General features: G+C 70.0%; 26 protein-coding genes. 6 read left to right on the top strand and 20 right to left on the bottom strand.

Annotation, left to right across the window (positions count from 1 at the left end; all coding sequences use genetic code 11):
- Positions 1 to 78: 78 nt before the first annotated feature.
- Positions 79 to 927, bottom strand: a complete 849-nt coding sequence (locus tag H0H10_RS34655; protein WP_188185158.1) for a 3-hydroxyacyl-CoA dehydrogenase family protein — start codon at positions 925 to 927, stop codon at positions 79 to 81.
- A 125-nt stretch (positions 928 to 1,052) separates the two neighbouring features.
- Positions 1,053 to 1,694: a TetR/AcrR family transcriptional regulator gene (locus tag H0H10_RS34650; RefSeq protein WP_188185157.1), complete on the bottom strand. Its 642-nt coding sequence runs from the start codon at positions 1,692 to 1,694 to the stop codon at positions 1,053 to 1,055.
- 80 nt (positions 1,695 to 1,774) lie between these two features.
- On the opposite strand from H0H10_RS34650, the gene H0H10_RS34645 reads away from it, so the two are divergent.
- Genes H0H10_RS34645 through H0H10_RS34635 form a run of 3 tightly spaced genes read left to right on the top strand, consistent with a single transcriptional unit; the run spans position 1,775 to position 3,911 of the window.
- Entirely contained in the window at positions 1,775 to 2,557 is a 783-nt protein-coding gene (locus H0H10_RS34645; protein WP_188185156.1) for an ABC transporter ATP-binding protein, read from the top strand.
- Between the two features lie 18 nt (positions 2,558 to 2,575).
- Complete coding sequence (locus tag H0H10_RS34640; protein WP_188185155.1) at positions 2,576 to 3,325, top strand: ABC transporter permease; 750 nt, start codon at positions 2,576 to 2,578, stop codon at positions 3,323 to 3,325.
- 13 nt (positions 3,326 to 3,338) lie between these two features.
- The gene (locus H0H10_RS34635; protein ID WP_188185154.1) at positions 3,339 to 3,911 is read left to right on the top strand and encodes a cob(I)yrinic acid a,c-diamide adenosyltransferase; all 573 of its coding nucleotides are present in this window, start codon (positions 3,339 to 3,341) and stop codon (positions 3,909 to 3,911) included.
- A 73-nt stretch (positions 3,912 to 3,984) separates the two neighbouring features.
- On the opposite strand, the gene H0H10_RS34630 is transcribed toward H0H10_RS34635, so the two are convergent.
- Positions 3,985 to 4,581: a hypothetical protein gene (locus tag H0H10_RS34630; RefSeq protein WP_188185153.1), complete on the bottom strand. Its 597-nt coding sequence runs from the start codon at positions 4,579 to 4,581 to the stop codon at positions 3,985 to 3,987.
- Between the two features lie 152 nt (positions 4,582 to 4,733).
- Between H0H10_RS34630 and H0H10_RS34625 the strand changes: the two genes are divergently transcribed.
- The 3 genes from H0H10_RS34625 (at position 4,734) to H0H10_RS34615 (ending at position 8,517) form a co-directional block, all read left to right on the top strand.
- Positions 4,734 to 5,921: a sensor histidine kinase gene (locus H0H10_RS34625; protein WP_188185152.1), complete on the top strand. Its 1,188-nt coding sequence runs from the start codon at positions 4,734 to 4,736 to the stop codon at positions 5,919 to 5,921.
- Positions 5,918 to 6,559, top strand: coding sequence for a response regulator (locus H0H10_RS34620; RefSeq protein WP_188185151.1), 642 nt, complete (start codon positions 5,918 to 5,920; stop codon positions 6,557 to 6,559). Before H0H10_RS34625 ends, H0H10_RS34620 begins: the two co-directional genes overlap by 4 nt.
- A 134-nt stretch (positions 6,560 to 6,693) precedes the next feature.
- Positions 6,694 to 8,517 carry a glycoside hydrolase family 18 chitinase gene (locus H0H10_RS34615; RefSeq protein ID WP_188185150.1) on the top strand — a complete coding sequence of 608 codons (1,824 nt, stop codon included), beginning with the start codon at positions 6,694 to 6,696 and terminating at the stop codon, positions 8,515 to 8,517.
- 80 nt (positions 8,518 to 8,597) lie between these two features.
- Here the strand turns inward: H0H10_RS34615 and H0H10_RS34610 are convergent, their stop codons facing one another.
- The 17 genes from H0H10_RS34610 to rpmE form a co-directional block, all read right to left on the bottom strand.
- Entirely contained in the window at positions 8,598 to 9,044 is a 447-nt protein-coding gene (locus H0H10_RS34610) for a DUF2550 domain-containing protein (protein ID WP_188185149.1), read from the bottom strand.
- A gap of 128 nt (positions 9,045 to 9,172) precedes the next feature.
- The gene (locus H0H10_RS34605; protein ID WP_188185148.1) at positions 9,173 to 9,547 is read right to left on the bottom strand and encodes a F0F1 ATP synthase subunit epsilon; all 375 of its coding nucleotides are present in this window, start codon (positions 9,545 to 9,547) and stop codon (positions 9,173 to 9,175) included.
- Between the two features lie 109 nt (positions 9,548 to 9,656).
- Positions 9,657 to 11,093: a F0F1 ATP synthase subunit beta gene (gene atpD / locus H0H10_RS34600; protein ID WP_188185147.1), complete on the bottom strand. Its 1,437-nt coding sequence runs from the start codon at positions 11,091 to 11,093 to the stop codon at positions 9,657 to 9,659.
- Complete coding sequence (locus H0H10_RS34595) at positions 11,093 to 12,010, bottom strand: F0F1 ATP synthase subunit gamma (protein WP_188185146.1); 918 nt, start codon at positions 12,008 to 12,010, stop codon at positions 11,093 to 11,095. The genes atpD and H0H10_RS34595 overlap by 1 nt, the downstream gene beginning before the upstream one ends.
- A 21-nt stretch (positions 12,011 to 12,031) precedes the next feature.
- Positions 12,032 to 13,621 carry a F0F1 ATP synthase subunit alpha gene (gene atpA, locus H0H10_RS34590; protein WP_188185145.1) on the bottom strand — a complete coding sequence of 530 codons (1,590 nt, stop codon included), beginning with the start codon at positions 13,619 to 13,621 and terminating at the stop codon, positions 12,032 to 12,034.
- 145 nt (positions 13,622 to 13,766) lie between these two features.
- On the bottom strand, positions 13,767 to 14,582 hold the full coding sequence (locus H0H10_RS34585; protein WP_188185144.1) for a F0F1 ATP synthase subunit delta: 816 nt from the start codon (positions 14,580 to 14,582) through the stop codon (positions 13,767 to 13,769).
- Positions 14,579 to 15,124, bottom strand: coding sequence for a F0F1 ATP synthase subunit B (locus H0H10_RS34580; protein ID WP_188185143.1), 546 nt, complete (start codon positions 15,122 to 15,124; stop codon positions 14,579 to 14,581). Before H0H10_RS34580 ends, H0H10_RS34585 begins: the two co-directional genes overlap by 4 nt.
- Positions 15,125 to 15,165: 41 nt before the next feature.
- Positions 15,166 to 15,396, bottom strand: coding sequence for an ATP synthase F0 subunit C (atpE, locus tag H0H10_RS34575; protein WP_009321656.1), 231 nt, complete (start codon positions 15,394 to 15,396; stop codon positions 15,166 to 15,168).
- A gap of 78 nt (positions 15,397 to 15,474) precedes the next feature.
- Positions 15,475 to 16,317 (bottom strand): F0F1 ATP synthase subunit A, encoded by an 843-nt coding sequence (atpB, locus tag H0H10_RS34570; RefSeq protein ID WP_188185142.1) that lies wholly within the window; start codon positions 16,315 to 16,317, stop codon positions 15,475 to 15,477.
- Positions 16,318 to 16,527: 210 nt separating this feature from the next.
- A complete protein-coding gene (locus tag H0H10_RS34565) occupies positions 16,528 to 16,962 on the bottom strand; it encodes a Cg1360 family ATP-synthase-associated protein (RefSeq protein ID WP_188185141.1) in 435 nt (144 codons plus the stop codon).
- A gap of 287 nt (positions 16,963 to 17,249) precedes the next feature.
- Positions 17,250 to 18,542, bottom strand: a complete 1,293-nt coding sequence (locus H0H10_RS34560; protein ID WP_188185140.1) for an MraY family glycosyltransferase — start codon at positions 18,540 to 18,542, stop codon at positions 17,250 to 17,252.
- A 130-nt stretch (positions 18,543 to 18,672) separates the two neighbouring features.
- On the bottom strand, positions 18,673 to 19,917 hold the full coding sequence (gene glyA, locus H0H10_RS34555) for a serine hydroxymethyltransferase (RefSeq protein WP_188185139.1): 1,245 nt from the start codon (positions 19,915 to 19,917) through the stop codon (positions 18,673 to 18,675).
- 250 nt (positions 19,918 to 20,167) lie between these two features.
- Positions 20,168 to 20,845 (bottom strand): arsenate reductase/protein-tyrosine-phosphatase family protein, encoded by a 678-nt coding sequence (locus H0H10_RS34550; RefSeq protein ID WP_188185138.1) that lies wholly within the window; start codon positions 20,843 to 20,845, stop codon positions 20,168 to 20,170.
- Positions 20,842 to 21,489, bottom strand: coding sequence for an L-threonylcarbamoyladenylate synthase (locus H0H10_RS34545; protein ID WP_188185137.1), 648 nt, complete (start codon positions 21,487 to 21,489; stop codon positions 20,842 to 20,844). The genes H0H10_RS34550 and H0H10_RS34545 overlap by 4 nt, the downstream gene beginning before the upstream one ends.
- A gap of 50 nt (positions 21,490 to 21,539) precedes the next feature.
- Complete coding sequence (prmC, locus tag H0H10_RS34540) at positions 21,540 to 22,385, bottom strand: peptide chain release factor N(5)-glutamine methyltransferase (protein WP_188185136.1); 846 nt, start codon at positions 22,383 to 22,385, stop codon at positions 21,540 to 21,542.
- A gap of 40 nt (positions 22,386 to 22,425) precedes the next feature.
- Positions 22,426 to 23,502, bottom strand: a complete 1,077-nt coding sequence (prfA, locus tag H0H10_RS34535) for a peptide chain release factor 1 (protein WP_188185135.1) — start codon at positions 23,500 to 23,502, stop codon at positions 22,426 to 22,428.
- Positions 23,503 to 23,607: 105 nt separating this feature from the next.
- Positions 23,608 to 23,832, bottom strand: coding sequence for a 50S ribosomal protein L31 (gene rpmE, locus H0H10_RS34530; protein ID WP_019326867.1), 225 nt, complete (start codon positions 23,830 to 23,832; stop codon positions 23,608 to 23,610).
- Between the last annotated feature and the right edge of the window lie 108 nt (positions 23,833 to 23,940).

The following is a 23,940-nucleotide window of genomic DNA, read 5'->3' as shown; positions in this document are numbered from 1 at the left end:
CGGCCCCAGGTTGCCGCCTGTGAGCGAACCGATACCGAATTCACCCCGGCGTGTGATGTTTCCGGGGCGGGTGCGGAGTCAGTGCTTGTAGAAGCCCTGCCCGCTCTTGCGTCCGATGTCACCGGCGTCCACCATCCGGCGCATCAGCTCCGGCGGGGCGAACTTCTCGTCCTGCGACTCGGTGTAGATGTTGCTCGTGGCGTGCAGCAGGATGTCCACGCCCGTCAGGTCGGCGGTGGCCAGCGGCCCCATGGCGTGTCCGAAGCCCAGCTTGCAGGCGAGGTCGATGTCCTCGGCGGTGGCGACGCCCGACTCGTAGAGCTTGGCGGCCTCGACGACGAGGGCGGAGATGAGACGGGTGGTCACGAAGCCGGCGGCGTCGCGGTTGACGACGATGCAGGTCTTGCCGACGGACTCGGCGAACTCCCGCGCGGTGGCGAGCGTTTCGTCACTGGTCTTGTAGCCGCGCACCAGTTCGCACAGCTGCATCATCGGGACCGGCGAGAAGAAGTGCGTGCCGACGACCCGCTCCGGGCGCTCCGTGACGGCCGCGATCTTGGTGATCGGGATGGCGGAGGTGTTGGAGGCGAGGACCGCGTCGTCCTTCGCGAGCTTGTCGAGCGCGCGGAAGATCTCGTGCTTGACTTCCAGCTTCTCGAAGACGGCCTCGACGACGACGTCGGCGTCGGCCGCGGCGTCCAGGTCGGTGGTCGCGGTGATGCGGGCGAGGGCGGCCTCGGCGTCGTCGGCCGCCAGCTTGCCCTTGGCGACGAACTTGTCGTACGACGCCTTGATGGCGTCGGTGCCCCGCCGGAGCGCCTCGTCGGTGACGTCGCGCAGGACGACGTCCCAGCCCGCCTGCGCGGAGACCTGGGCGATGCCGGATCCCATGAGACCGGCTCCGATGACGGCGAGCTTCCGTGCCACTGTGCGACTCCCCTGATACGCGCTGTCCTTGTTCTCTCGGCCGGACACTAGCGGTCGTGAGGGGCTGTGTGACCGGTAAGTAATGCGCGTCACGTCTCACATGACGGACATCACACCGCCGAGGGTCATGCGGCGCCTCGGACGGCGTAGTTGAGCACCTTCTCGCTCAACAGCCCTTCCATCTCGTCCAGCATCAGCAGCACCTCCCGGGAGACCTCGGCGGGCTTCCCGCCGGCGAGCATGCGCTGCCCGATGGTCGCGACGACCGTTCCGTGCAGCCAGTTGATCTGGCCGGCCATCAGGGCGGGCATCGTGTCGTCCGCGGGGGCGCCGGTCTCCTCGCGCAGCGTGCGCTCCAGGTCGAGCAGGACCTCCTGGCCGATCGCCCACATCCGCGAGCGCAGGGCGGGCGAGTCATGGATGACCCTCATGAAGCGTGCGTAGCCGTCCATCAGGCCGATCCGGGGCGAGACCGACTCGACCTCCTCGCGCAGTTCGCGCAGGACCGCCTCGGCGGCCGACTCGCCGTCACGCCGGCCGCGCACCCAGCGGGAGAGCCGGTCGGTCACGCCCTTGGAGCGGTCGAGGAACAGGTCCTCCTTGGCCGGGAAGTAGTTGTACACGGTGTTCACCGAGACGTTCGCGGCCTCGGCCACCTCGGCCACGGTCACGGCGTCGAAGCCGCGCTCGACGAACAGACCCGTGGCGACATCGGAGATGTACTGCCGGGTCTGCCGCTTCTTCCGCTCCCTGAGCCCCTCGGCCATGGACGCATCCTAGCTTCGCTGGCGCCGATGAAAACTTGGGGTCATTGCAAAATTTCAGTGACTCTGTTTTTCTGGGTTTCATGGCAATCATCAGTACGGCCGGTCTGGCCCGGACCTTCGAGACGAAGCGCGGCCCGGTCCAGGCCGTGCGCGGCATCGACCTGACCGTCCGCGAAGGGGAGATCCTCGGCTTCCTGGGCCCCAACGGCGCGGGCAAGACCACGACCCTGCGGATGCTCACGACCCTGCTCGCCCCCACCGGCGGCGCCGCCACGGTCGCCGGTCACGACCTGGCGAGGGACCCGGCCGGGGTCCGCCGGGCGTGCGGGTACGTGGCGCAGTCGGGCGGGGTGGACGGGCAGATCACCGTGCGGGAGGAGCTGGTCACCCAGGGCCGCCTGTACCGGCTGCCCAGGGCGCGGGCGGCCGAGCGCGCCGAGGAACTGGCCCGTGACCTGGACCTGACCGGGCTGCTCGACCGCAGGTGCGCCGCGCTCTCCGGCGGCCAGCGGCGCCGGCTGGACATCGCGATGGCGCTCACCCACCGGCCGAAGCTGCTCTTCCTGGACGAGCCGACCACCGGCCTGGACCCGGGCAGCCGCGCCGGACTGTGGGACCTGGTCCGCCGGCTGCGCGACGAACACGGCACCACGGTGTTCCTGACCACCCACTACCTCGACGAGGCCGACGCCCTCTCCGACCGCCTGGTCGTCGTCGACCGGGGCGTGGTGGTGGCCGACGGCACCCCGAGCGCGCTGAAGCGGGAGCACGGCGGCTCGGCCGACGCCTCCCTGCAGGACACCTTCCTCGCCATCACCGGCCGCGGTACCGCACCGGCCGACCCGACCCCCGTAGCCGTCTAGGACACCCAGGACCCTCCGATGCTGCTCCACGACACCGCTCTCGTCTACGGCCGCTACCTGCGCCAGTCCCTCCGCTCCCGCTTCGGGCTCCTCTTCGGCGTCCTGATGCCCCTGCTGTACCTGGTCTTCTTCGGTCCGCTGCTGACCGGTCTGCCGCTCGGCGGCCGGGGCAGCTCCTGGCAGCTGCTGGTCCCCGGGCTCCTGCTCCAACTCGCCCTGTTCGGCGCCTCCTTCGCGGGCTTCTCGGTCATCGTCGAGAACGGCCAGGGCGTGATCGAGCGCATGCGCGTCACGCCCGTCAGCCGCCTGGCCCTGCTGCTGGGCCGGGTGCTGCGGGACGCCACGCTGTTCGTCTTCCAGGCGGTGCTGCTGGTGCTGGCGGCGGTGGTGATGGGCCTGAGGGCACCGCTGCCCGGCGTGCTCGTCGGCTTCGCCTTCGTCGCCGTGCTCACGGTCGCTCTGGCCTCCCTGTCGTACGCGCTCGCGATGAAGGTCCGCACGCCCCAGGAGTTCGGGCCCACGATCAACGCGCTGACGATGCCGTCGATGCTGCTGTCCGGCCTGATGCTCCCGATGACCCTCGGCCCGGCCTGGCTCGACGTCCTGTCCCGCCTGATGCCGCTGCGCCATCTGGTGGACGCGGTGCGGGACGCCTACACCGGCGCCTACGCCACCGCGCACATGCTGTACGGCTCCCTCGTGGCCGTCGCCTTCGCGGCGCTCGCCGTGACGGTCGGCACACGCGTGTTCCGTACCGCGGGGGCGTAACTACGCTGGGTGCATGGTCAACCTGACGCGCATCTACACCCGGACCGGCGACCAGGGCACCACCGCCCTCGGTGACATGAGCCGGGTCCCGAAGACCGACCTCAGGATCGCCGCGTACGCCGACGCCAACGAGGCGAACGCGGCGATCGGCACGGCGATCGCCCTGGGCGGGCTGGACGAGGAGGTCGTCAAGGTCCTCACCCGCGTCCAGAACGACCTGTTCGACGTGGGCGCGGACCTGTCGACGCCGGTGGTGGAGAACCCGCAGTACCCGCCGCTCAGGGTCGAGCAGTTCTACGTCGACAAGCTGGAGGCGGACTGCGACCGCTTCCTGGGCGAGCTGGAGAAACTGCGCTCCTTCATCCTGCCCGGCGGCACGCCCGGCGCGGCCCTGCTGCACCAGGCGTGCACGGTGGTCCGCCGGGCCGAGCGCTCGACGTGGGCGGCCCTCGACGTCCACGGCGAGACGATGAACCCGCTGACCGCGACCTACCTCAACCGGCTCTCCGACCTGCTGTTCATCCTCGCGCGCACGGCCAACAAGGAGCTCGGGGACGTGCTCTGGGTGCCGGGCGGGGAGCGCTGAGGCACCGCGCGCACCCGGGCGCCGGTGACCGGTCACCCGGTGACGGCCACCGGCGGGACGGGCGGTGTCCGGCTCAGCGGCGGACGTCCTCCTTCTTGAGCAGGCGATCCGACGACGGCTCCGAGGGACCGGGCCCGGCCGCCGGGGCCTTCTTCGGCCAGATGGCGTACGACAGCGCGATCAGGCCGTGGATGCCGGCGACGCGCCAGGCCGTGTACTGCCAGCTCTCCAGGGAGCCGGTGCGGGCCGGGTCGTCGACGTACCACATGGCGAGCCGGAGCAGCCCCGTCGCCACGGCCGCGGCGACGACCGTGCCGAGCCACACCTTCCCCTCGTGCAGGGCGCGGGCCATCCCGTAGCGCGGGGGCCGCGGCAGCGGGCGGCCGTCGATGCGGTGGGCGGCGTGACCGTCGAGCCACTTCACCGTCCGGTGGCCGTGGCCGACCGTGTAGCCGATGTACAGCGCCGCCAGGCCGTGCTTCCAGCTCGGATCGGCGCCGTTCTTCAGGTCCAGCGCGGTGACGACCAGCAGGACGACCTCCAGCAGCGGCTCGGCCAGCAGCAGCGCCATGCCCGTGCGCGGCATCCGCAGCAGGTATCGGAAGGACAGCCCCGCCGCCAGCAGCACCCAGAAGCCGATCTCGCAGGCGATGATCAGGGTGACGATCACGGTTCGCTCCTCTCGGTCACCCATTCAGGCTCCCGTGCGCGGCGGCCCGGAGCGTCGTCGCCGGTGACGAACCTCCAGTACATCGAAAGATGCAGTACGGGACCGTTCCCGGGCACCAGGCACACGCGGCGCGGGCCGTGTTGGATGGTGTCATGGCCGTACGACTCCCCCGCCCGCACCGCTTCGACGTGGGCGCCGCCGCGGCCGGGCTGCTCGGCGGGCTGCTGCTGTGGGGCATCGGCCTCGGCGTCCGCCCGGCCGGCGAACCGATCGTGCTGTTCGACGGCCGCTGGCCGCTGCTCGTGCCGCTCGCGGTCGTGGCCGGCTGCGAGCTGCTGCGCCGGGCCGCACCCCGCACCGGCCTGCTGATCGGCACGGCCGCGCTGGCCGCGGACCTGATCACCCAGGGCAGCCTGGTCACGGTGCTGATGTACACCGACCTCATGTACGCCGCCGTCCTGTACGGCCCGCCCGCCTCGGCCCGCCGCATCCCGTGGATCACCGGGCTGCTCACGGTGGTCGCGACCGTCCTGCCGTTCGCGGTGTGGCGGGTCCCCGAGGCGCTGCTGATCGGTGTGGCCGTCGGGATCGTGACGTTCGGGCCCGCGTCCACCGGCCTGATCGTGCGCAGCCACCGCGAGGAGGCGGAGGCCGCCCGGCTGCGCGCCGAACAGACCGCGCTGCTGGCCGAGATGGACCGGGTCCAGGCGGTGACCGCGGAACGGTCCCGGATGGCCCGCGAGTTGCACGACATGGTCGCCAACCACCTCTCGGCGATCGCCATCCACTCCACGGCCGCCCTCTCCCTCGACGACCCGGCGACCACCCGGCAGGCGCTCGGGGTGATCCGGGAGAACAGCGTGGCGGGCCTGTCGGAGATGCGGCGGCTGATCGGCATCCTGCGGGACACCGGTGAGGACGCCGAGCCGGCCGCCGCCCCCACCCTCGACGGCCTCGGCGCGCTGGTCGACGGCGCCCGCGCCAACGGGCTCGACGTCGCCCTGGAGACGGCGTACGGCGAGGACCTGCCCGCGCCGGTGGAGCTGGCCGCGTACCGGATCGTCCAGGAGTCGCTGACGAACGCGCTGAAGCACGCCTCGAAGGGCCCGGTCCGGGTGACGCTCACCCGCCGGAGCCACGTGCTGCGCGTCGAGGTGACCAGCACGTACGGCGACCGCGACGCTCCCCGGGCCCCCGGCTCCGGCGCCGGTCTGGTCGGCATGCGGGAGCGGGTGGCGCTGCTGCACGGAACGTTCGAGGCCGGGCCCGAGCGGTCGGCCGATGGCAAGATCTGGGCCGTGCGCGCCACGCTGCCCCTCGCCGAAGGAGACCTCGCATGATCCGCGTCCTCGTCGCCGAGGACCAGTCCGCCGTGCGCGCCGGACTGGTGCTGATCCTGGGCAGCGCACCGGACATCGAGGTGGTCGGCGAGGCGGCGGACGGCGAACAGGCGGTGGCGCTGGCCCGGGAGCTGCGGCCCGACGTGGTGCTGATGGACGTTCAGATGCCGCGTGTCGACGGGGTGTCGGCGACCCGCCAGGTGGTCGCCGAGCGGCTGGCCGACGTGCTCGTGCTGACCACCTTCGACCTCGACGAGTACGTCTTCGGGGCGCTCAGGGCGGGCGCCGCGGGGTTCCTGCTGAAGAACACGGAGGCGAAGGACCTGATCGCCGCCGTCCGCACGGTGGCGGGCGGTGAGGGGATCGTCGCCCCGGCCGTCACCCGGCGGCTGATCGCCGAGTTCGCCGCCAAGCCGGTCCGGGAGACGACCGCCGATCCGGCGGTGCTGCAGAGCCTGACCCGCCGCGAGCGCGAGGTCCTGTCCTGCCTCGGCCAGGGCCTGTCCAACGCCGCGATCGCCGACCGGCTGGACATGGCCGAGGCCACGGTGAAGACCCACGTCAGCCGCCTGCTGGGGAAGCTGGGGCTGCGCAGCCGCGTGCAAGCGGCGGTGCTCGCGCAGGAGTTGGGGATCTAGCCGGCTTTCAGCTGTAGTGGTCCAGACCTATTGACCCGTGGTCCAGACCTTTCTATTCTCGCGGCACTGCGGGCATGCGGCTCAGTCATGCCCACAACAAGATCCCCACAGGTCCCCACATAAGGAGGCGCACCATGCGCTTCAGACACAGAGCCGCGGCACTGGCCGCGACGCTGGCACTCCCCCTCACGGGGCTGGTCGGACTCGCGACTCCCGCCCAGGCGGCCACCAGCGCGACGGCCACCTTCACCAAGACCTCGGACTGGGGCACCGGCTTCGGCGGCAGCTGGACGGTGAAGAACACCGGCACCACGACCATCAACTCCTGGACGGTCGAGTGGGACTTCCCCTCCGGCACCAAGGTCACCTCCGCCTGGGACGCCACGGTCACCAACTCCGGTGACCACTGGACCGCCAAGAACCTCGGCTGGAACGGCACCCTCGCTCCCGGGGCGTCCGTCTCCTTCGGGTTCAACGGCACCGGCTCCGGCTCCCCGTCCGGCTGCAAGCTCAACGGCGGCAGCTGCGACGGCACCTCTCAGCCCGGCGACGCGGCCCCCTCCGCCCCCGGCACGCCGACCGCCTCCGACATCACCGACACCTCGGTCAAGCTGACCTGGTCCGCGGCCACCGACGACAAGGGCGTCAAGAACTACGACGTCCTGCGCGACGGCGCCAAGGTCGCCACCGTCACCGGCACCTCGTACACCGACACCGGCCTGACCAAGGGCACCGACTACTCCTACACGGTCCAGGCCCGCGACACCGCCGACCAGACCGGCCCCGTGAGCGGCGCCGTCAAGGTCCGCACCACCGGCGACGACGGCGGCGGCAACCCCGGCGGCGACAAGGTCAAGCTCGGCTACTTCACCAACTGGGGCGTCTACGGGCGCAACTACCACGTGAAGAACCTGGTCACCTCCGGCTCCGCCGAGAAGATCACGCACATCAACTACGCCTTCGGCAACGTCCAGGGCGGCAAGTGCACCATCGGCGACGCCTACGCCGACTACGACAAGGCGTACACCGCCGACCAGTCCGTCGACGGCGTCGCCGACACCTGGGACCAGCCGCTGCGCGGCAACTTCAACCAGCTGCGCAAGCTGAAGGCCAAGTACCCGCACATCAAGGTGCTGTGGTCGTTCGGCGGCTGGACCTGGTCCGGCGGCTTCCCCGACGCCGTGAAGAACCCGGCCGCCTTCGCCAAGTCCTGCCACGACCTGGTCGAGGACCCGCGCTGGGCCGATGTCTTCGACGGCATCGACCTGGACTGGGAGTACCCGAACGCCTGTGGTCTGAGCTGTGACACGACCAGCGCCAAGAACGCCTTCAGCACCATGATGAAGGCCATGCGCGCCGAGTTCGGCAACGACCTCGTCACCGCGGCCGTCACCGCGGACGCGTCCGACGGCGGCAAGATCGAAGCCGCCGACTACGGCCCGGCCGCGCAGTACATCGACTGGTACAACGTGATGACGTACGACTTCTTCGGCGCCTGGGCGAAGAACGGCCCCACCGCCCCGCACTCGCCGCTGACCTCGTACGCCGGCATCCCGCAGCAGGGCTTCACCTCCGCCGACGCGATCGCGAAGTTCAAGGCGACCGGCGTCCCGGCGAGCAAGCTGCTGCTCGGCATCGGCTTCTACGGCCGCGGCTGGACCGGCGTCACCCAGTCCGCGCCCGGCGGCACCGCGACCGGACCGGCCGCCGGCACCTACGAGGCGGGCATCGAGGACTACAAGGTCCTCAAGAACAGCTGCCCGGCCACCGGCACCGTCGCCGGCACGGCGTACGCGCACTGCGGCACCAACTGGTGGTCGTACGACACCCCGGCCACCGTCAAGTCGAAGATGGCATGGGCCGGCAACCAGGGCCTGGGCGGCGCCTTCTTCTGGGAGTTCAGCGGTGACACCGCCAACGGCGAACTGGTGAGCGCCATCGACAGCGGCCTGCAGTAGTCACCCGAGAGATACCCAAGCGACGTTGACGCTCCCCCAGGCTTCGCCCGGGGGGACCCCCACCCAGCGAGTGAATGTGGCTACGCCACATTCACTCGCTGTCCGGGCGGGGCTGCCTCCAGCCACGCGAGAAATCCGGTCAGCGCGTCTTCGCTCATCGCCAGTTCGAGCCGTGTGCCCCGGTGCAGACACGCGAGGACCACGGCGTCCGAGAGCAGGGCCAGCTCCTCCTCGCCCTCGGGGACACGGCGGCCGGCCACCTCGATCGCGGAGCGCTCAAGAACGCGGCGCGGACGGGGGGAGTACGAGAAGACCCGGTACCACTCGATCCGGTCGCCGTTGTAGCGGGCCACTCCATAGGCCCAGCCCTTGCCGCCGGTGTCGCCCTCCTCGGGGGCGTCCCACCGCAGGGAGCAGTCGAAGGTGCCGCCCGAGCGCTGGATCAGCCGGCGGCGCAGACCGAAGACGAAGAGCCCGATCACCACCAGGGCGACGACAATTCCGCACACAGTCAGAGCGAGGACCATCGGCACCGACCTCCTCGTCTCCTAGGTAACGGAACGGAAAAAACACCCGGATCTGCCTCAGCCGCGGCCGGGTCCGGATCGCTCCGGTCCCAGCCGCGGCTGAGTGACGTCATAGCACGGCGCGGTCGTCAGCGCCCCGCCGCCGCGCGCAGTCGCACGTCCGCACGGCGTTCGGCGGTGGCGTCGCCCTCCGCCTTCGCACGCTCGAGCTCCCGCTCCGCGCGCTGGACATCGATCTCGTCCGACAGTTCGGCGATCTCGGCCAGCAGCGACAGCTTGTTGTCCGCGAACGAGATGAAACCGCCGTGCACCGCGGCGACGACCGTCCCACCATCACTCGTACGGATGGTCACCGGGCCCGACTCCAGCACACCGAGCAGCGGCTGGTGACCGGGCATGACGCCGATGTCGCCGGACGTGGTGCGCGCGACGACCAGGGTGGCCTCGCCGGACCAGACCTCTCGGTCGGCCGCGACCAGCGCGACGTGCAGCTCAGCAGCCAAGGTGGCTCCTCGGGTCACCACCCGGCGGTTCTGCCGGGTGTTGGTTACAAGTCTAAGGGGCGTGGACGAGGGGGCGGGACGCGCCCGCCCCCTCACAAGAGCCGCAGGCTCAGGAGACGCCCAGCTCCTTCGCGTTCTTCTTCAGGTCCTCGATGCCACCGCACATGAAGAACGCCTGCTCCGGGAAGTGGTCGTACTCACCGTCGCAGATCGCGTTGAACGCGGCGATCGACTCGTCCAGCGGCACGTCCGAGCCCTCGACGCCGGTGAACTGCTTGGCGACGTGGGTGTTCTGGGACAGGAAGCGCTCCACGCGACGGGCACGGTGGACGACGAGCTTGTCCTCCTCGCCGAGCTCGTCGATACCGAGGATCGCGATGATGTCCTGCAGGTCCTTGTACTTCTGCAGGATGTTCTTCACGCGCATGGCCGCGTTGTAGTGGTCCTGCGCGATGTAGCGCGGGTCCAGGATCCGGGACGTCGAGTCCAGCGGGTCCACGGCCGGGTAGATGCCCTTCTCCGAGATCGGACGGGAGAGAACCGTCGTCGCGTCGAGGTGGGCGAAGGTGGTGGCCGGGGCCGGGTCGGTCAGGTCGTCCGCGGGGACGTAGATCGCCTGCATCGAGGTGATCGAGTGACCACGGGTCGAGGTGATGCGCTCCTGGAGGAGACCCATCTCGTCGGCCAGGTTCGGCTGGTAGCCCACCGCGGAGGGCATACGGCCGAGCAGGGTCGACACCTCGGAACCGGCCTGGGTGAAGCGGAAGATGTTGTCGATGAAGAACAGCACGTCCTGCTTCTGGACGTCACGGAAGTACTCGGCCATGGTCAGGCCGGCCAGCGCGACGCGCAGACGGGTGCCCGGGGGCTCGTCCATCTGGCCGAAGACCAGCGCGGTCTTGTCGATGACGCCGGACTCGCTCATCTCGTCGATGAGGTCGTTGCCCTCACGGGTGCGCTCGCCGACACCGGCGAACACCGACACACCCTCGTGGTTGTTGGCGACGCGGTAGATCATCTCCTGGATGAGCACCGTCTTGCCGACGCCGGCGCCGCCGAACAGACCGATCTTGCCGCCCTTGACGTACGGGGTCAGCAGGTCGATGACCTTGATGCCGGTCTCGAACATCTCGGTCTTCGACTCGAGCTCGTCGAAGTTCGGCGCCTTGCGGTGGATCGGCCAGCGCTCACCGTCGTAGGACTCGTCGACGTTCAGCACCTCACCGAGGGTGTTGAAGACCTTGCCCTTGGTGAAGTCGCCGACCGGCACGGAGATCGCGGCACCGGTGTCGGTCACCGGGGCCTGGCGGACCAGACCGTCGGTGGGCTGCATGGAGATGGCGCGGACCAGACCGTCACCCAGGTGCTGGGCGACCTCCAGGGTCAGCGTCTTCAGCTCGCCCTCGTTCGCCGGGTCGGCGACCTGGACGTGCAGCGCGTTGTAGATGTCCGGCATCGCGTCGACGGGGAACTCCACGTCGACGACCGGGCCGATGACCCGCGCGACGCGGCCCGTCGCCGTGGCCGTCTCAACAGTGGTGGTCATTAGTTGTCACTCCCCGCGGTCGCGTCGGCCAGGGCGCTCGCGCCACCGACGATCTCGCTGATTTCCTGGGTGATTTCGGCCTGGCGGGCCGCGTTGGCAAGACGGGAGAGCGTGTTGATCAGCTCGCCCGCGTTGTCGGTGGCCGACTTCATCGCGCGCCGGGTGGCGGCGTGCTTCGAAGCGGCCGACTGGAGCAGCGCGTTGTAGATCCGGCTCTCGACGTACCGCGGCAGCAGGGCGTCGAGGACGTCCTCCGCCGAGGGCTCGAAGTCGTACAGCGGCAGGATCTCGCCCTTCGCGGCGGTCTCCTGCGCGACCTCTTCGAGGCGCAGCGGAAGCATCCGCGAGTCGATCGCCGTCTGCGTCATCATCGAGACGAACTCGGTGTAGACGATGTGGAGCTCGTCCACCCCGCCGTCCGCCGTCTCCTTCTCGATCGCCTCGATCAGCGGGGCCGCGACGTTCTTGGCGTCCGCGTACGAGGGCTGGTCGGTGAAGCCGGTGAACGACTCCGCGATCTTGCGCTCACGGAAGTTGTAGTGGGCGACACCGCGCCGGCCGACGATGTACGTGTCGACCTGCTTGCCCTCGCGCTCCAGGCGCTCGGTGAGCTGCTCCGCCGCCTTGATGGCGTTGGAGTTGAAGGCGCCGGCCAGACCGCGGTCGCTCGTGAGGAGCAGGACCGCGGCACGGGTCGGGTTGTCCGCCTCCGTGGTCAGCGGGTGCTTGGTGTTCGACCCGGTGCCGACCGCCGTGACCGCGCGGGTCAGTTCCTGCGCGTACGGCGTGGAGGCCGCCACCTTGCGCTGCGCCTTGACGACGCGCGAGGCGGCGATCATCTCCATCGCCTTGGTGATCTTCTTGGTCGCGGTGACGGATCGGATGCGACGCTTGTAGACCCGGAGCTGGGCTCCCATGAGTCAGGTCCCTTCCTTACGTCACTTGGCGGCGGACGGGGCGTCCTCGCCGAGCAGCTTGCCGTCCGAGGTCTCGAACTGCTTCTTGAACGCCGAGATCGCGTCGGCGACGGCCTGCAGGGTGTCGTCGGACATCTTGCCGCCCTCCTTGATGGAGGTCATGAGGCCCTGCTCCTTGCGGTGCAGGTACTCCAGCAGCTCCTTCTCGAAGCGGCGGATGTCGGCGACCGGCACGTCGTCCATCTTGCCGGTGGTGCCGGCCCAGACGGAGACGACCTGGTCCTCGGTGGCCATCGGCTGGTACTGGTCCTGCTTCAGCAGCTCGACCATGCGCTGACCGCGCTCCAGCTGCGCCTTCGACGCGGCGTCCAGGTCGGAACCGAAGGCGGCGAACGCCTCCAGCTCACGGAACTGGGCGAGGTCCACGCGCAGACGGCCGGAGACCTGCTTCATCGCCTTGTGCTGGGCGGAGCCACCGACGCGGGAGACCGAGATACCGACGTTCAGGGCCGGGCGCTGGCCGGCGTTGAACAGGTCGGACTCCAGGAAGCACTGGCCGTCGGTGATGGAGATGACGTTGGTCGGGATGAACGCCGAGACGTCGTTGGCCTTGGTCTCGACGATCGGCAGACCGGTCATCGAGCCGGCACCCATGTCGTCGGAGAGCTTGGCGCAGCGCTCCAGCAGCCGGGAGTGCAGGTAGAAGACGTCACCCGGGTAGGCCTCGCGGCCCGGCGGGCGGCGCAGCAGCAGCGACACGGCGCGGTAGGCGTCGGCCTGCTTCGACAGGTCGTCGAAGATGATCAGGACGTGCTTGCCCTCGTACATCCACTGCTGGCCGATGGCCGAGCCGGTGTACGGCGCCAGGTACTTGAAGCCGGCCGGGTCGGACGCCGGGGCGGCGACGATGGTCGTGTACTCCAGCGCGCCGTTCTCCTCCAGCGCGCGGCGGACCGACGCGATGGTGGAGCCCTTCTGGCCGATGGCGACGTAGATGCAGCGGACCTGCTTGTTCGGGTCGCCGGTGCGCCAGTTGTCGCGCTGGTTGATGATCGTGTCGACGGCCAGGGCGGTCTTGCCGGTCTGGCGGTCGCCGATGATCAGCTGACGCTGACCACGGCCGATCGGGGTCATGGCGTCGACGGCCTTGTAGCCGGTCTCCATCGGCTCGTGCACCGACTTGCGCTGCATGACCGTGGGGGCCTGCAGCTCGAGGGCGCGTCGGCCGGACGTCTCGATCTCGCCGAGGCCGTCGATCGGGTTGCCGAGGGGGTCGACGACGCGGCCGAGGTAACCCTCGCCCACGGCGACCGACAGGACCTCGCCGGTGCGGGTGACCGGCTGGCCCTCCTCGATGCCGCTGAACTCACCGAGGACGATGGCACCGATCTCGCGCTCCTCGAGGTTGAGGGCGAGGCCGAGGGTGCCGTCCTCGAACTTCAGCAGCTCGTTGGCCATGGCCGAGGGCAGGCCCTCGACCTTCGCGATGCCGTCGCCGGCAAGGGTGACCGTACCGACCTCCTCGCGCGAGGCCGCGTCCGGCTTGTACGACTGGACGAAGTTCTCCAGCGCATCCCGGATCTCCTCCGGCCGGATCGTGAGCTCCGCCATCTGAGTTCCCTGCTCTCCTTGTTGGGCCCGAAGTTTCACTTGGGGGGTAGAAGGGACTCCCCCCAATAAGAGGTGAATCCTCTGCACGGCCCAACCAGGGCCGTCGTAAGTACGTACTGCTTTGTTGTTCTGCTGCCCGGGGGCGCTAGCCCGCCAGGCGGCGGCCGGCGTCCTCGAGACGGTCCGCGATGGAGCCGTTGATGACCTCGTCGCCGACCTGCACCCGGATGCCGCCGACGACCTCGGGGTCCACGTCGAGGTTGAGGTGCATCCGGCGGCCGTAGAGCTTGGCGAGGGCGGCGCCGAGGCGCTGCTTCTGCGTGTCGCTCAGCGGCACCGCCGAGGTGACGACGGCGACCATGCGGTCCCGGCGCTCGGCGGCGAGCTTGGACAGGGACTCGAGTCCCGACTCCAGGCTACGTCCCCGGGGCGCGGTCACAAGGCGCGTCACCAGACGCTCGGTGGTCACGGCCGCCCGGCCGCCGAGCAGGCTGCGCAGCAGCTCGCCCTTGGCCGAGGTGGTGGCCTTGCGGTCGGTCAGCGCGGCGCGCAGCTCGGTGTTCGAGGAGACGATCCGGCTGAACCGGAACAGCTCGTCCTCGACGTCGTCGAGCTTGTTCGCCTTCTGCGCGGCGGTGAGGTCGGCGGTGTTCGCCAGCTCCTCCAGCGCGTCCACCAGGTCGCGGGACTGCGACCAGCGGGAACGCACCATGCCGGACACCAGGTCGGCGGCCGGACCGCTGACCTGGGTGCCGAAGAGGCGCTGGGCGAGTTCGGCCTTGGCCTCGCCGGCCTGCGCCGGGTCGGTGAGGACCCGACGCAGCGACACCTCGCGGTCGAGCAGCGCGGTGACGGCGGCCAGCTCCTCGGCGAGCGAGCTCGCGTCCACGGACGTGGAGTCCGTCAGCGAGTCGAGACGCTCGCGTGCGGCGGCCAGGGCCTCGCGGCTCGCTCCGTTCATCGCGTGGCCTCGGCCTTCTGGTCGAGCTCGTCCAGGAAGCGGTCGATGACACGGCTCTGCCGGGCGTGGTCCTCGAGGGACTCGCCGACGAGCTTGCCGGCCAGTTCGGTGGCGAGCTTGCCGACGTCCTGGCGCAGCGCCGAGGCAGCGGCCTTGCGGTCGGCCTCGATCTGGGCGTGACCGGCGGCGATGATCTCCTCACGCTGCCGCTGGCCCTCCGCGCGCATCTCGGCGATGAGCGTGGCGCCCTGCTCCTGCGCCTCCTGGCGCAGGCGCGCGGCCTCGTGCCGGGCCTCGGCGAGCTGAGCCTTGTACTGCTCAAGAACGCTCTGGGCCTCGGTCTGCGCGGCCTCGGCCTTCTCGATACCGCCCTCGATGGCCTCGCGACGCTCTTCCAGAACCTTGTTGATGTTCGGGAGCAGCTTCTTGGCGAGGAAGCCGAAGACGATGACGAAGGCGATCAGGCCGATGACAAGCTCGGGGATCGGCGGGACGAGAGGGTTCTCACCCTCCGCGGCCGCGATCGTGAGCAGCTGGCTCATGTGTGTGCCTTTCGCCTAGTCGGCTGGTCTGGGGTCAGCGATCAGTAGCCGTAGACGAACGGCATGACCAGACCGATCAGCGCCAGCGCCTCACAGAAGGCGAAGCCGAGGATCTGGTTGGCACGGATCAGGCCGGCGGCCTCGGGCTGGCGGGCGAGGGCCTGGGTGCCGTTACCGAAGATGATGCCGACGCCGACGCCGGGGCCGATTGCGGCGAGACCGTAACCGATGGAACCGAGGGAACCTTCGACGGCAGCAAGGGTCTGGGACATGCCAGTTCTTCCTTTTCCTTTACGGACCGGTGGGGGTTGGCCACCGGACGACTTGTTGAGGGCTGTGCGGGTGCCGGCTCAGTGGTGCTCGGCCAGCGCGCCCTGGATGTAGGTGCAGGTCAGCAGGACGAACACGTACGCCTGCAGGGCCTGGATGAACAGCTCGAAGGCGGTCATCACGATGACCATCACGAACGAGACACCCGCGTAGGCGATGCCGACGCCGTTCAGCAGGTACCAGCTGGCGATCGTGAAGAGCAGCAGCAGGGTGTGGCCCGCGAACATGTTGGCGAAGAGTCGGACGGCGTGGGTGAACGGCCGGATCAGCAGGTTCGAGAACAGCTCGATCAGCATGGCCAGGGGAAGCACCGGGCCGAGCGACTTGTCGTAGCCGGTGACGTTCTTCCAGAAGCCGACGAAGCCGTGGCGCTTGAAGGTCAGCGACACCCACAGGATGTAGACGATCAGGGCCAGGATCATCGGGTACGCGATGATCGAGGTGACCGGGAACTGGGCGACCGGAATGATCGACCAGAGGTTCATCATCCAGACGAAGAAGAACAGCGAGACCACGAGGGGGACGTACTTCTCGCCCTCCTTCTTGCCGATGGTCTCGTAGACGACACCGCGCCGGATGAAGTCGTAGCCCGCCTCGGCGACCATCTGCAGCTTGCCCGGGACGACCTGCGGCCTGCGGAAGGCGGCCCAGAAGAAGCCGACGACGATGATCGAGCCGAGCAGCGCCAGCAGCATCGTCTTGTTGAAGTACAGGTTGCTGTCCGCGTCGCCCCAGAGAGGCTGGAACAGGAACGAGTGCAGGCCCGGGGAGACCTCGGCGAATCCGCAGCCGTCGAAGATGTGGCAGTCGGTCTCGAAGGCGAGCACCTGCGTCGGGTCAGCACTCACCGCGGGCTCCTTCATCGTGGCGCATAGGTACGGCAACCTCGTTGTGTCGGCGCGGCGCGTGGCCGCGGTTCGGCACGGGACTGGTGTTACGGATGTGGGGGCGGCTGTGGGGCATCTCGCCTCGCGATTGAGCAGGCGTCAGCTCGAATGCCCGCGCCCGCGATGCCGCAGTTGGCACCGGACGATAGCAGGACTGCGCATGCCTCTTTATCCCGGCCCTACCCCTCACGACGAGTGGCCCGTCTTTTCGGGCTTCTCGCCCGTCGACTCGGGCTCGACGTAGAGGATCTTGGACTTCATGTGGGCACGCGTCTGGGCGGCGATCCAGGCGAGGGTGCCGGCGACCAGGGTGAGCGCGAAGGCCCGGGGGTTGAACAGCGTCGTGTTCTTGAACGCGGCGACGAAGATGAACAGCAGGAGGATCTGCGCCGCGTAGAGCATCAGGCCCATCGCCTGGAAGAGGTGCGGAAGCGATTTGGCGGTGCGCTGCAGGATGTAGAGGCCGAGCCCCATGAAGAGGATCACCACCAGCGTTCCCACCACGGCGCCGACCGCTCCCTTGCCGCCGGCGACCACACCGCTGACGACGGCGGCTACGGCGCCGACGGCAGCCGTGGGCACGGCAGCCTGAAGCAGGATCCGGACGTCATTGGACGGCATGGCGGCAACTCCGCTTTTCACAGGGGGCAGGGTGTCGTCATGGACGAGCGTAGTCCCGGGCTGAGTGGTGACCTCACGCCAAGAGACCGTCGCACTACGGTCCTTCGGCTCTATCCGGGGGGTTCTCGTGAACCGTATCACAAACTATTTGATGAGGTCTTTACCTGAGGGTGTGCTTGCTGTCACACATGAGAGTGACCCTGCGCGTTTGTGCAAACACAGCACCGGATTGTCTGGTATTGGGGAGATTCGTTCCCCCACGAGTTGGCAATGCTCTAGTCAGATTCTTACCTTGCCCGCGAACGGGGTCCCACGGCGGTAGCGCCGTTGACGCCCGAGACGCCCGCGGCGACGGGGACGCGCTCCTCGGCCTCCTCCATGCCGGCCACCGCGGCCTCGGCGGCCGCCGCCCGGCGCCGGCGGTAGCGGGGCGGGACGAAGCGCTCGGCCCAGCGCGGGGCGCGCGGGGTGAAGCGCGGCAGCAGGAGCAGGATCAGGCCGATCGCACTGAGGAAGACGACGCTCAGCACGATCCACATCGACGCGGCGTTCACGGAGTAGGCGAGCGCGCCGAACGCGATCAGTGCCGAGAAGAAGTACATGATGAGCACCGCGCGGCTGTGGGAGTGGCCGATCTCCAGCAGGCGGTGGTGCAGGTGCCCGCGGTCCGCGGCGAACGGCGACTGGCCGCGCCAGGTGCGCCGGACGATCGCCAGGATCAGGTCGGCGGCCGGGATCGCGATGATCGTCAGCGGCATCAGCAGCGGGATGTAGACCGGCACCATCTGGTGCACGGTGTTGCGCTCCGAGCCGGAGAACAGCCGCATCGCGTCCGGGTCGACCTGCCCCGTCACCGAGATCGCGCCGGCGGCCAGCACGAGGCCGATCAGCATCGAGCCCGAGTCGCCCATGAAGATCCGGGCGGGGTGCATGTTGTGCGGCAGGAAGCCCAGGCACATGCCCATGAGGATGGCGGCGAACAGCGTCGCGGGTGCGGCGGCCTCGATGCCGTACGAGTACCAGATCCGGTAGGCGTACATGAAGAACGCGGCCGCCGCGATGCACACCATGCCGGAGGCGAGGCCGTCGAGGCCGTCCACGAAGTTGACCGCGTTGATGGTGATGACGACCAGCGCCACCGTCAGCAGCGTGCCCTGCCACTGGGTCAGCGCCACGTTGCCGACGCCGGGGACCGGGATCCACAGGATCGTCAGGCCCTGCACCACCATCACGCCGGCGGCGATCATCTGGCCGCCCAGCTTGATCAGGGCGTCGATCTCGAACTTGTCGTCGAGGACGCCGATCAGCCAGATCAGGGCGGCGCCGGAGAGCAGGGCCCTGGGCTCATTGGACGTCTCGAAGACCTCGTTGAGGTTGGTCAGGTGGTCCGCGACCAGCAGGCCCGCGCAGAGCCCGAAGAACATCGCGATCCCGCCGAGGCGCGGAGTGGGTTCCCGGTGCACGTCACGGGCCCGGATCTCCGGCATCGCCCCCGCCACGATCGCGAACTTCCGTACCGGTCCTGTCAGCAGGTACGTCACCGCGGCCGTGATGCAGAGCGTCAGCAGGTATTCACGCACGGGCTTCCCCACAGGTCTCGCTGGCCATTCCCAGCCTCACACCCTAGCGATGCGCGCATATGTGTGAGGACTTCCGGGTAGCGACGATGGTTGCACGAGTGGCTGTGCACGCGAGTGCGTCTACCCCGCCTCAGCCCGGATACGGCGGAAATGCCGCGGCCAGCTCCCGTACGGTCTCGCGTGCGACGGCGGGGTCCGTCGCGTCCCGGAGCACTCCGGCGAGCAGTGCCGCCACCGTCCGCATCTCCCCCTCCCCCATGCCCTGCGTGGTGACGGCCGCCGTGCCCAGACGCAGGCCGCGGGCGTCGCCGTGCGGCAGCGCGCAGCAGTCCAGGACCATTCCGGCCGCCGCGAGCCGGCCCCGGGCGGTCCTGCCGTCGACGCCGAGCGGGGCCGGGTCGGCGGTGAGCAGGTGGGTGTCCGTGCCGCCGGTCGTGACGACCAGGCCCTCGGCGGCCAGGTGGGCGGCGAGCGTGCGGGCGTTGGCGATCACCTGATGGGCGTACGCGGCGAAGGCCGGGGTCCTCGCCTCCGCGAAGGCGACCGCCTTGGCGGCGATGGTGTGCATCTGCGCGCCGCCCTGCGTGAACGGGAAGACGGCCCGGTCCACCCGCTCGGCCAGCTCGCTCCCGCACAGGATCATCCCGCCGCGCGGCCCGCGCAGCACCTTGTGCGTGGTGGCGCAGACGATGTCGGCGTACGGCACCGGGCTGGGTGCCGCTCCCCCGGCGACCAGGCCGATGGGGTGGGCGGCGTCCGCGATGAGGTAGGCGCCCACCTCGTCGGCGACCTCGCGGAAGGCGGCGTAGTCGATGTGGCGGGGGTAGGCGATGGAGCCGCACACGATCGCCTTGGGCCGGTGCGTACGGGCCAGGGTGCGCACCTGGTCGTGGTCGATCAGCCCGGTCTCCGCGTCCACGCCGTAGCCGACGAAGTCGAACCAGCGGCCGGAGAAGTTGGCGGGCGAGCCGTGCGTGAGGTGGCCGCCGTACGGCAGGCCCAGTGCGAGGACGGTGTCCCCGGGGCGCAGCAGCGCCGCGTACGCGGCCAGCATCGCCGAGGAGCCGGAGTGGGACTGCACGTTGGCGTGCTCGGCGCCGAACAGGTTCTGGGCCCGCTGGATGGCCAGCCGCTCGGCGACGTCGACGATCTCGCAGCCGCCGTGGTGGCGGGCGCCGGGGTAGCCCTCGGCGTACTTGTTGGCGAGCGGGGAGCCGAGGGCCGCCAGCACCGCGGGCGAGGTGAAGTTCTCGGCGGCGATCAGCTGGAGCGTCGTCGACTGCCGGTGGCGTTCGGCGAGCAGGATCTCGGCCAGCTCGGGGTCCTGCCGCCGCAGGACATCGGCATCTGCCTCGACGGCGTGGGTGACCGACATGGTGCGCTCCGGGCGTGCGTCGACGGTGACGTACGACCAATGTAGGCCCGGTACGCCCCCGACGCCCGAGTTGTCACACGATCGGCGCCGCCCACGCTCGCACCGCGCCTCCCGCCAACGCCACCACCTCGGCGGACTTCCCCCGTCGGCCCGCACCCCCGCATCACGCCCGCGCGGCCACGCCCCCCAAGGCCGTCACCACCCCGACGCACCCCCCACACCGCTCGGCCCCAGCGTCCGCGCGCCCGCGTCAAGCCCGCGCGGCCACGCCTGTCAGCGCCGTCACGACCGGGTCCAGCGCCTGGTGTATCTCGTCTCCGATCGAGCGGAAGAACGTCAGCGGCGCACCGTACGGGTCGTAGACCTCGTCCGCCTCCGCCGTCGGTGCCAGCAGCCACCCGCGTAGAGCCGCCGCCGCACGCACCAGCGCACGCGCCCGTGTGACCACGCCGTCCTCCAGGGGCGGCAGGGTGGCCGGGTCGATGGCGTTCACCAGGCGGGTGAACTCCTTGAGGGTGAAGGTGCGCAGGCCCGCCGAGTGGCCCATGGAGATGACCTGGGCGCGGTGGTCCCGGGTCGCCGTCAGGACCAGGTCGGCGCGGATGACGTGCTCGTCGAGCAGTTCGCGGCCGGTGAAGCCGGAGGCGTCGGCGCCGAACTCGGCCAGGACGGTCTCCGCGTGCGATTCCATGGGCGCGCCCTCGTGGCCCCAGGTACCCGCGCTCTCCACGATCAGCGCGCCGCCCAGGACGCCCAGCCGCTCCGTCACGAGATGCCGGGTCAGCCGCTCGGTGATGGGCGAGCGGCACACGTTTCCGGTGCTGACGTGGAGGATGCGGAAGCTGTCGCGCGGAAAGCCGAAAGTCGTCGTCACCTCCGCGGGGCGTTCCCCGCCACCTATGCCACGCCCCGTCTCAGGGGCCGTCAATTCGCCACCTCGAGGTCGGGTACGACCTTGCGCAGCTCCTCCGCCGACAGCGCGCCCGCGCGCAGCAGCACGGGCACCTCACGGGTGACGTCGACGATGGACGACGGGACGTTGCCGGGGGTGGGGCCGCCGTCGAGGTAGACGGAGACGGAGTCGCCGAGCATCTGCTGGGCCGCGTCGCAGTCCTCCGGCGCCGGGTGGCCGGTGAGGTTGGCGGAGGAGACGGCCATGGGTCCGACCTCGGTGAGCAGCTCGATGGCGACCGGGTGCAGCGGCATCCGCACGGCGACCGTGCCGCGGGTGTCACCGAGGTCCCACTGGAGCGACGGCTGGTGCTTGGCGACGAGCGTCAGCGCGCCCGGCCAGAAGGCGTCGACCAGCTCCCAGGCCTTCTCGGAGAAGTCCGTGACCAGCCCGTGCAGGGTGTTCGGCGAGCCGATGAGGACGGGGCTGGGCATGTTGCGGCCCCGGCCCTTGGCCTCCAGCAGGTCGCCCACGGCCTCCGACGAGAACGCGTCGGCGCCGATGCCGTACACCGTGTCCGTGGGCAGCACCACGAGCTCGCCACGGCGGACGGCGGACGCGGCCTCGCGCAGACCGGTCACGCGGTCGGTCGCGTCGTTGGTGTCGTATCGCCGTGCCATTCAGCGGGCCTCCTCGTACACGTACTGCGGGTTCGAAGTCTGGGACGGGCTCACGGCAGCGCCTTGCGGGCGGTCGCGAACCTCGGGCGGTTGTTGAGGTCGGGGTGGTCGGCCGCGTCGGCCCAGCCCCGTTCCTCGGTGAAGATCCACGGCACCTGTCCGCCCTGCGTGTCGGCGTGCTCGACGACGACCACGCCGCCGGGGCGCAGCAGCCGGTGCGCGGTGCGCTCCAGGCCGCGGATGAGGTCGAGGCCGTCCTCGCCGGAGAACAGGGCCATCTGGGGATCGTGGTCCCGCGCCTCGGGAGCGACGTACTCCCATTCCGTGAGCGGGATGTACGGCGGGTTGGAGATGACCAGGTCGACCTGGCCGTCGAGGTCCGGGAAGGCCGTCAGGGCGTCACCCTGGCGCAGGTCGACCCTGGACCCCTCCATGTTCTTGCGCGTCCACACCAGCGCCTCCTCGGACAGCTCCACGGCGTGGACGCGCGAGCGGGGCACCTCCTGGGCGAGCGCGAGCGCGATGGCGCCCGAGCCCGTGCACAGGTCGACGATGCACGGCTCGACCACGTCCATGGCGCGCACGGCGTCTATGGCCCAGCCGACCACGGACTCGGTCTCGGGACGCGGCACGAACACACCGGGCCCGACCTGGAGCTCCAGATAGCGGAAGTAGGCGCGTCCGGTGATGTGCTGGAGCGGCTCGCGCGCCTCGCGGCGGGCGACGACCTCCCAGTACCGGGCGTCGAAGTCCGCGTCCGGCACGGTGTGCAGCTCGCCCCGCTTGACGCCGTGCAGAAACGCGGCGAGCTCCTCCGCGTCGGTGCGCGGCGAGGGCACGCCGGCGTCGGCCAGCCGCTGGGTGGCCTGGGCCACCTCCGCGAGCAGCAGGTTCACGCTGGTCCTCCGAGCTGTCTTGCGAGGGTTGTGCGGCTGCTTATGCGGCTGCCAGCTTGGCCGCCGAGTCCGCGTCGACGCACGCCTGGATCACCGCGTCCAGGTCGCCGTCGAGGACCTGGTCCAGGTTGTACGCCTTGAAGCCGACGCGGTGGTCCGAGATGCGGTTCTCCGGGAAGTTGTACGTACGGATCTTCTCGGAGCGGTCGACGGTGCGGACCTGGCTGCGGCGGGCGTCCGCGGCCTCCTTCTCCGCCTCCTCCTGCGCCATGGCGAGCAGCCTGGAGCGCAGGATACGCATCGCCTGCTCCTTGTTCTGCAGCTGGCTCTTCTCGTTCTGGCAGGAGGCGACGACTCCGGTCGGAATGTGCGTGATGCGCACGGCGGAGTCGGTGGTGTTGACGGACTGGCCGCCGGGGCCGGAGGACCGGTAGACGTCGATCCGCAGGTCGTTGGGGTTGATCTCGACGTCGATCTCCTCGGCCTCGGGCGTGACGAGCACGCCGGCCGCGGAGGTGTGGATACGGCCCTGGGACTCGGTGGCCGGCACGCGCTGCACGCGGTGCACGCCGCCCTCGTACTTCAGCCGGGCCCACACGCCCTGGCCGGGCTCGGTGGCGCCCTGGCCGCCCTTGGTCTTCACGGCGACCTGGACGTCCTTGTAGCCGCCCAGCTCGGACTCGGTGGAGTCGATGATCTCGGTCTTCCAGCCGACCCGCTCGGCGTACCTGAGGTACATGCGCAGCAGGTCGCCGGCGAACAGGGCGGACTCGTCGCCGCCCGCACCCGCCTTGATCTCCAGGATGACGTCCTTGTCGTCGCTCGGGTCGCGCGGGACGAGCAGCAGGCGGAGCTTCTCGGTGAGCTCCTCGCGCTGCTTCTCCAGGTCCTTGACCTCGGCGGCGAAGTCCGGGTCGTCGGCGGCGAACTCGCGCGCGGTCTCGATGTCGTCGCCCGTCTGCTTCCAGGAGCGGTACGTGGCGACGATCGGGGTGAGCTCGGCGTAGCGCTTGTTCAGCTTGCGCGCGTTGGCCTGGTCGGCGTGGACCGACGGGTCGGCGAGCTTCTTCTCCAGGTCGGCGTGCTCGGCGACGAGTTCCTCGACGGCCTCGAACATCTTGGGGCTCCTGTAGTGCGGGAAGGGAAGGGCGGCGACCAAAAACGCCGGTCCCGGCGCTCCCCCGGCTGGGGTCGCGGCCGTGGACCGGCGATCGGTGGCTCGCTACTTCTTGGAGCCGGCGGCAGCCTTGCCGAAGCGGGCCTCGAAGCGGGCCACACGGCCACCGGTGTCGAGGATCTTCTGCTTGCCCGTGTAGAACGGGTGGCACTCGGAGCAGACCTCGGCCCGGATGGTGCCGGACTCGATGGTGCTACGGGTGGTGAACGACGCCCCACAGGTGCAGCTGACCTGCGTCTCGACGTACTCGGGGTGGATGTCGCGCTTCAAGGTTTCTCCTATGTCCAGGGAGGGCGCCGGGTCGCAGCCGCGGGATGCGGGAGCGTGAACCGGAGCCGACGTACCAGTCTGCCAGGACTGGCGCCATCCCCCAAAACC

It is taken from the genome of Streptomyces griseicoloratus (genome assembly GCF_014534645.1).
GTDB classification, from domain to species: Bacteria; Actinomycetota; Actinomycetes; order Streptomycetales; family Streptomycetaceae; genus Streptomyces; species Streptomyces griseicoloratus.
The sequence above is the reverse complement of the archived record's forward strand: the minus strand, read 5'-3'. Positions and strand labels throughout refer to the sequence as shown.

Bases quoted from the DNA above. Each gene is read 5' to 3' on its own strand.
- H0H10_RS34650 (WP_188185157.1), bottom strand. From the start codon at position 1,694: ATGGCCGAGGGGCTCAGGGAGCGGAAGAAGCGGCAGACCCGGCAGTAC.
- H0H10_RS34645 (WP_188185156.1), top strand. From the start codon at position 1,775: ATGGCAATCATCAGTACGGCCGGTCTGGCCCGGACCTTCGAGACGAAG.
- H0H10_RS34640 (WP_188185155.1), top strand. From the start codon at position 2,576: ATGCTGCTCCACGACACCGCTCTCGTCTACGGCCGCTACCTGCGCCAG.
- H0H10_RS34635 (WP_188185154.1), top strand. From the start codon at position 3,339: ATGGTCAACCTGACGCGCATCTACACCCGGACCGGCGACCAGGGCACC.
- H0H10_RS34625 (WP_188185152.1), top strand. From the start codon at position 4,734: ATGGCCGTACGACTCCCCCGCCCGCACCGCTTCGACGTGGGCGCCGCC.
- H0H10_RS34620 (WP_188185151.1), top strand. From the start codon at position 5,918: ATGATCCGCGTCCTCGTCGCCGAGGACCAGTCCGCCGTGCGCGCCGGA.
- H0H10_RS34615 (WP_188185150.1), top strand. From the start codon at position 6,694: ATGCGCTTCAGACACAGAGCCGCGGCACTGGCCGCGACGCTGGCACTC.
- H0H10_RS34610 (WP_188185149.1), bottom strand. From the start codon at position 9,044: ATGGTCCTCGCTCTGACTGTGTGCGGAATTGTCGTCGCCCTGGTGGTG.
- atpD (WP_188185147.1), bottom strand. From the start codon at position 11,093: ATGACCACCACTGTTGAGACGGCCACGGCGACGGGCCGCGTCGCGCGG.
- H0H10_RS34595 (WP_188185146.1), bottom strand. From the start codon at position 12,010: ATGGGAGCCCAGCTCCGGGTCTACAAGCGTCGCATCCGATCCGTCACC.
- atpA (WP_188185145.1), bottom strand. From the start codon at position 13,621: ATGGCGGAGCTCACGATCCGGCCGGAGGAGATCCGGGATGCGCTGGAG.
- H0H10_RS34585 (WP_188185144.1), bottom strand. From the start codon at position 14,582: ATGAACGGAGCGAGCCGCGAGGCCCTGGCCGCCGCACGCGAGCGTCTC.
- H0H10_RS34580 (WP_188185143.1), bottom strand. From the start codon at position 15,124: ATGAGCCAGCTGCTCACGATCGCGGCCGCGGAGGGTGAGAACCCTCTC.
- atpE (WP_009321656.1), bottom strand. From the start codon at position 15,396: ATGTCCCAGACCCTTGCTGCCGTCGAAGGTTCCCTCGGTTCCATCGGT.
- atpB (WP_188185142.1), bottom strand. From the start codon at position 16,317: ATGAAGGAGCCCGCGGTGAGTGCTGACCCGACGCAGGTGCTCGCCTTC.
- H0H10_RS34565 (WP_188185141.1), bottom strand. From the start codon at position 16,962: ATGCCGTCCAATGACGTCCGGATCCTGCTTCAGGCTGCCGTGCCCACG.
- glyA (WP_188185139.1), bottom strand. From the start codon at position 19,917: ATGTCGGTCACCCACGCCGTCGAGGCAGATGCCGATGTCCTGCGGCGG.
- H0H10_RS34545 (WP_188185137.1), bottom strand. From the start codon at position 21,489: ATGGCACGGCGATACGACACCAACGACGCGACCGACCGCGTGACCGGT.
- prfA (WP_188185135.1), bottom strand. From the start codon at position 23,502: ATGTTCGAGGCCGTCGAGGAACTCGTCGCCGAGCACGCCGACCTGGAG.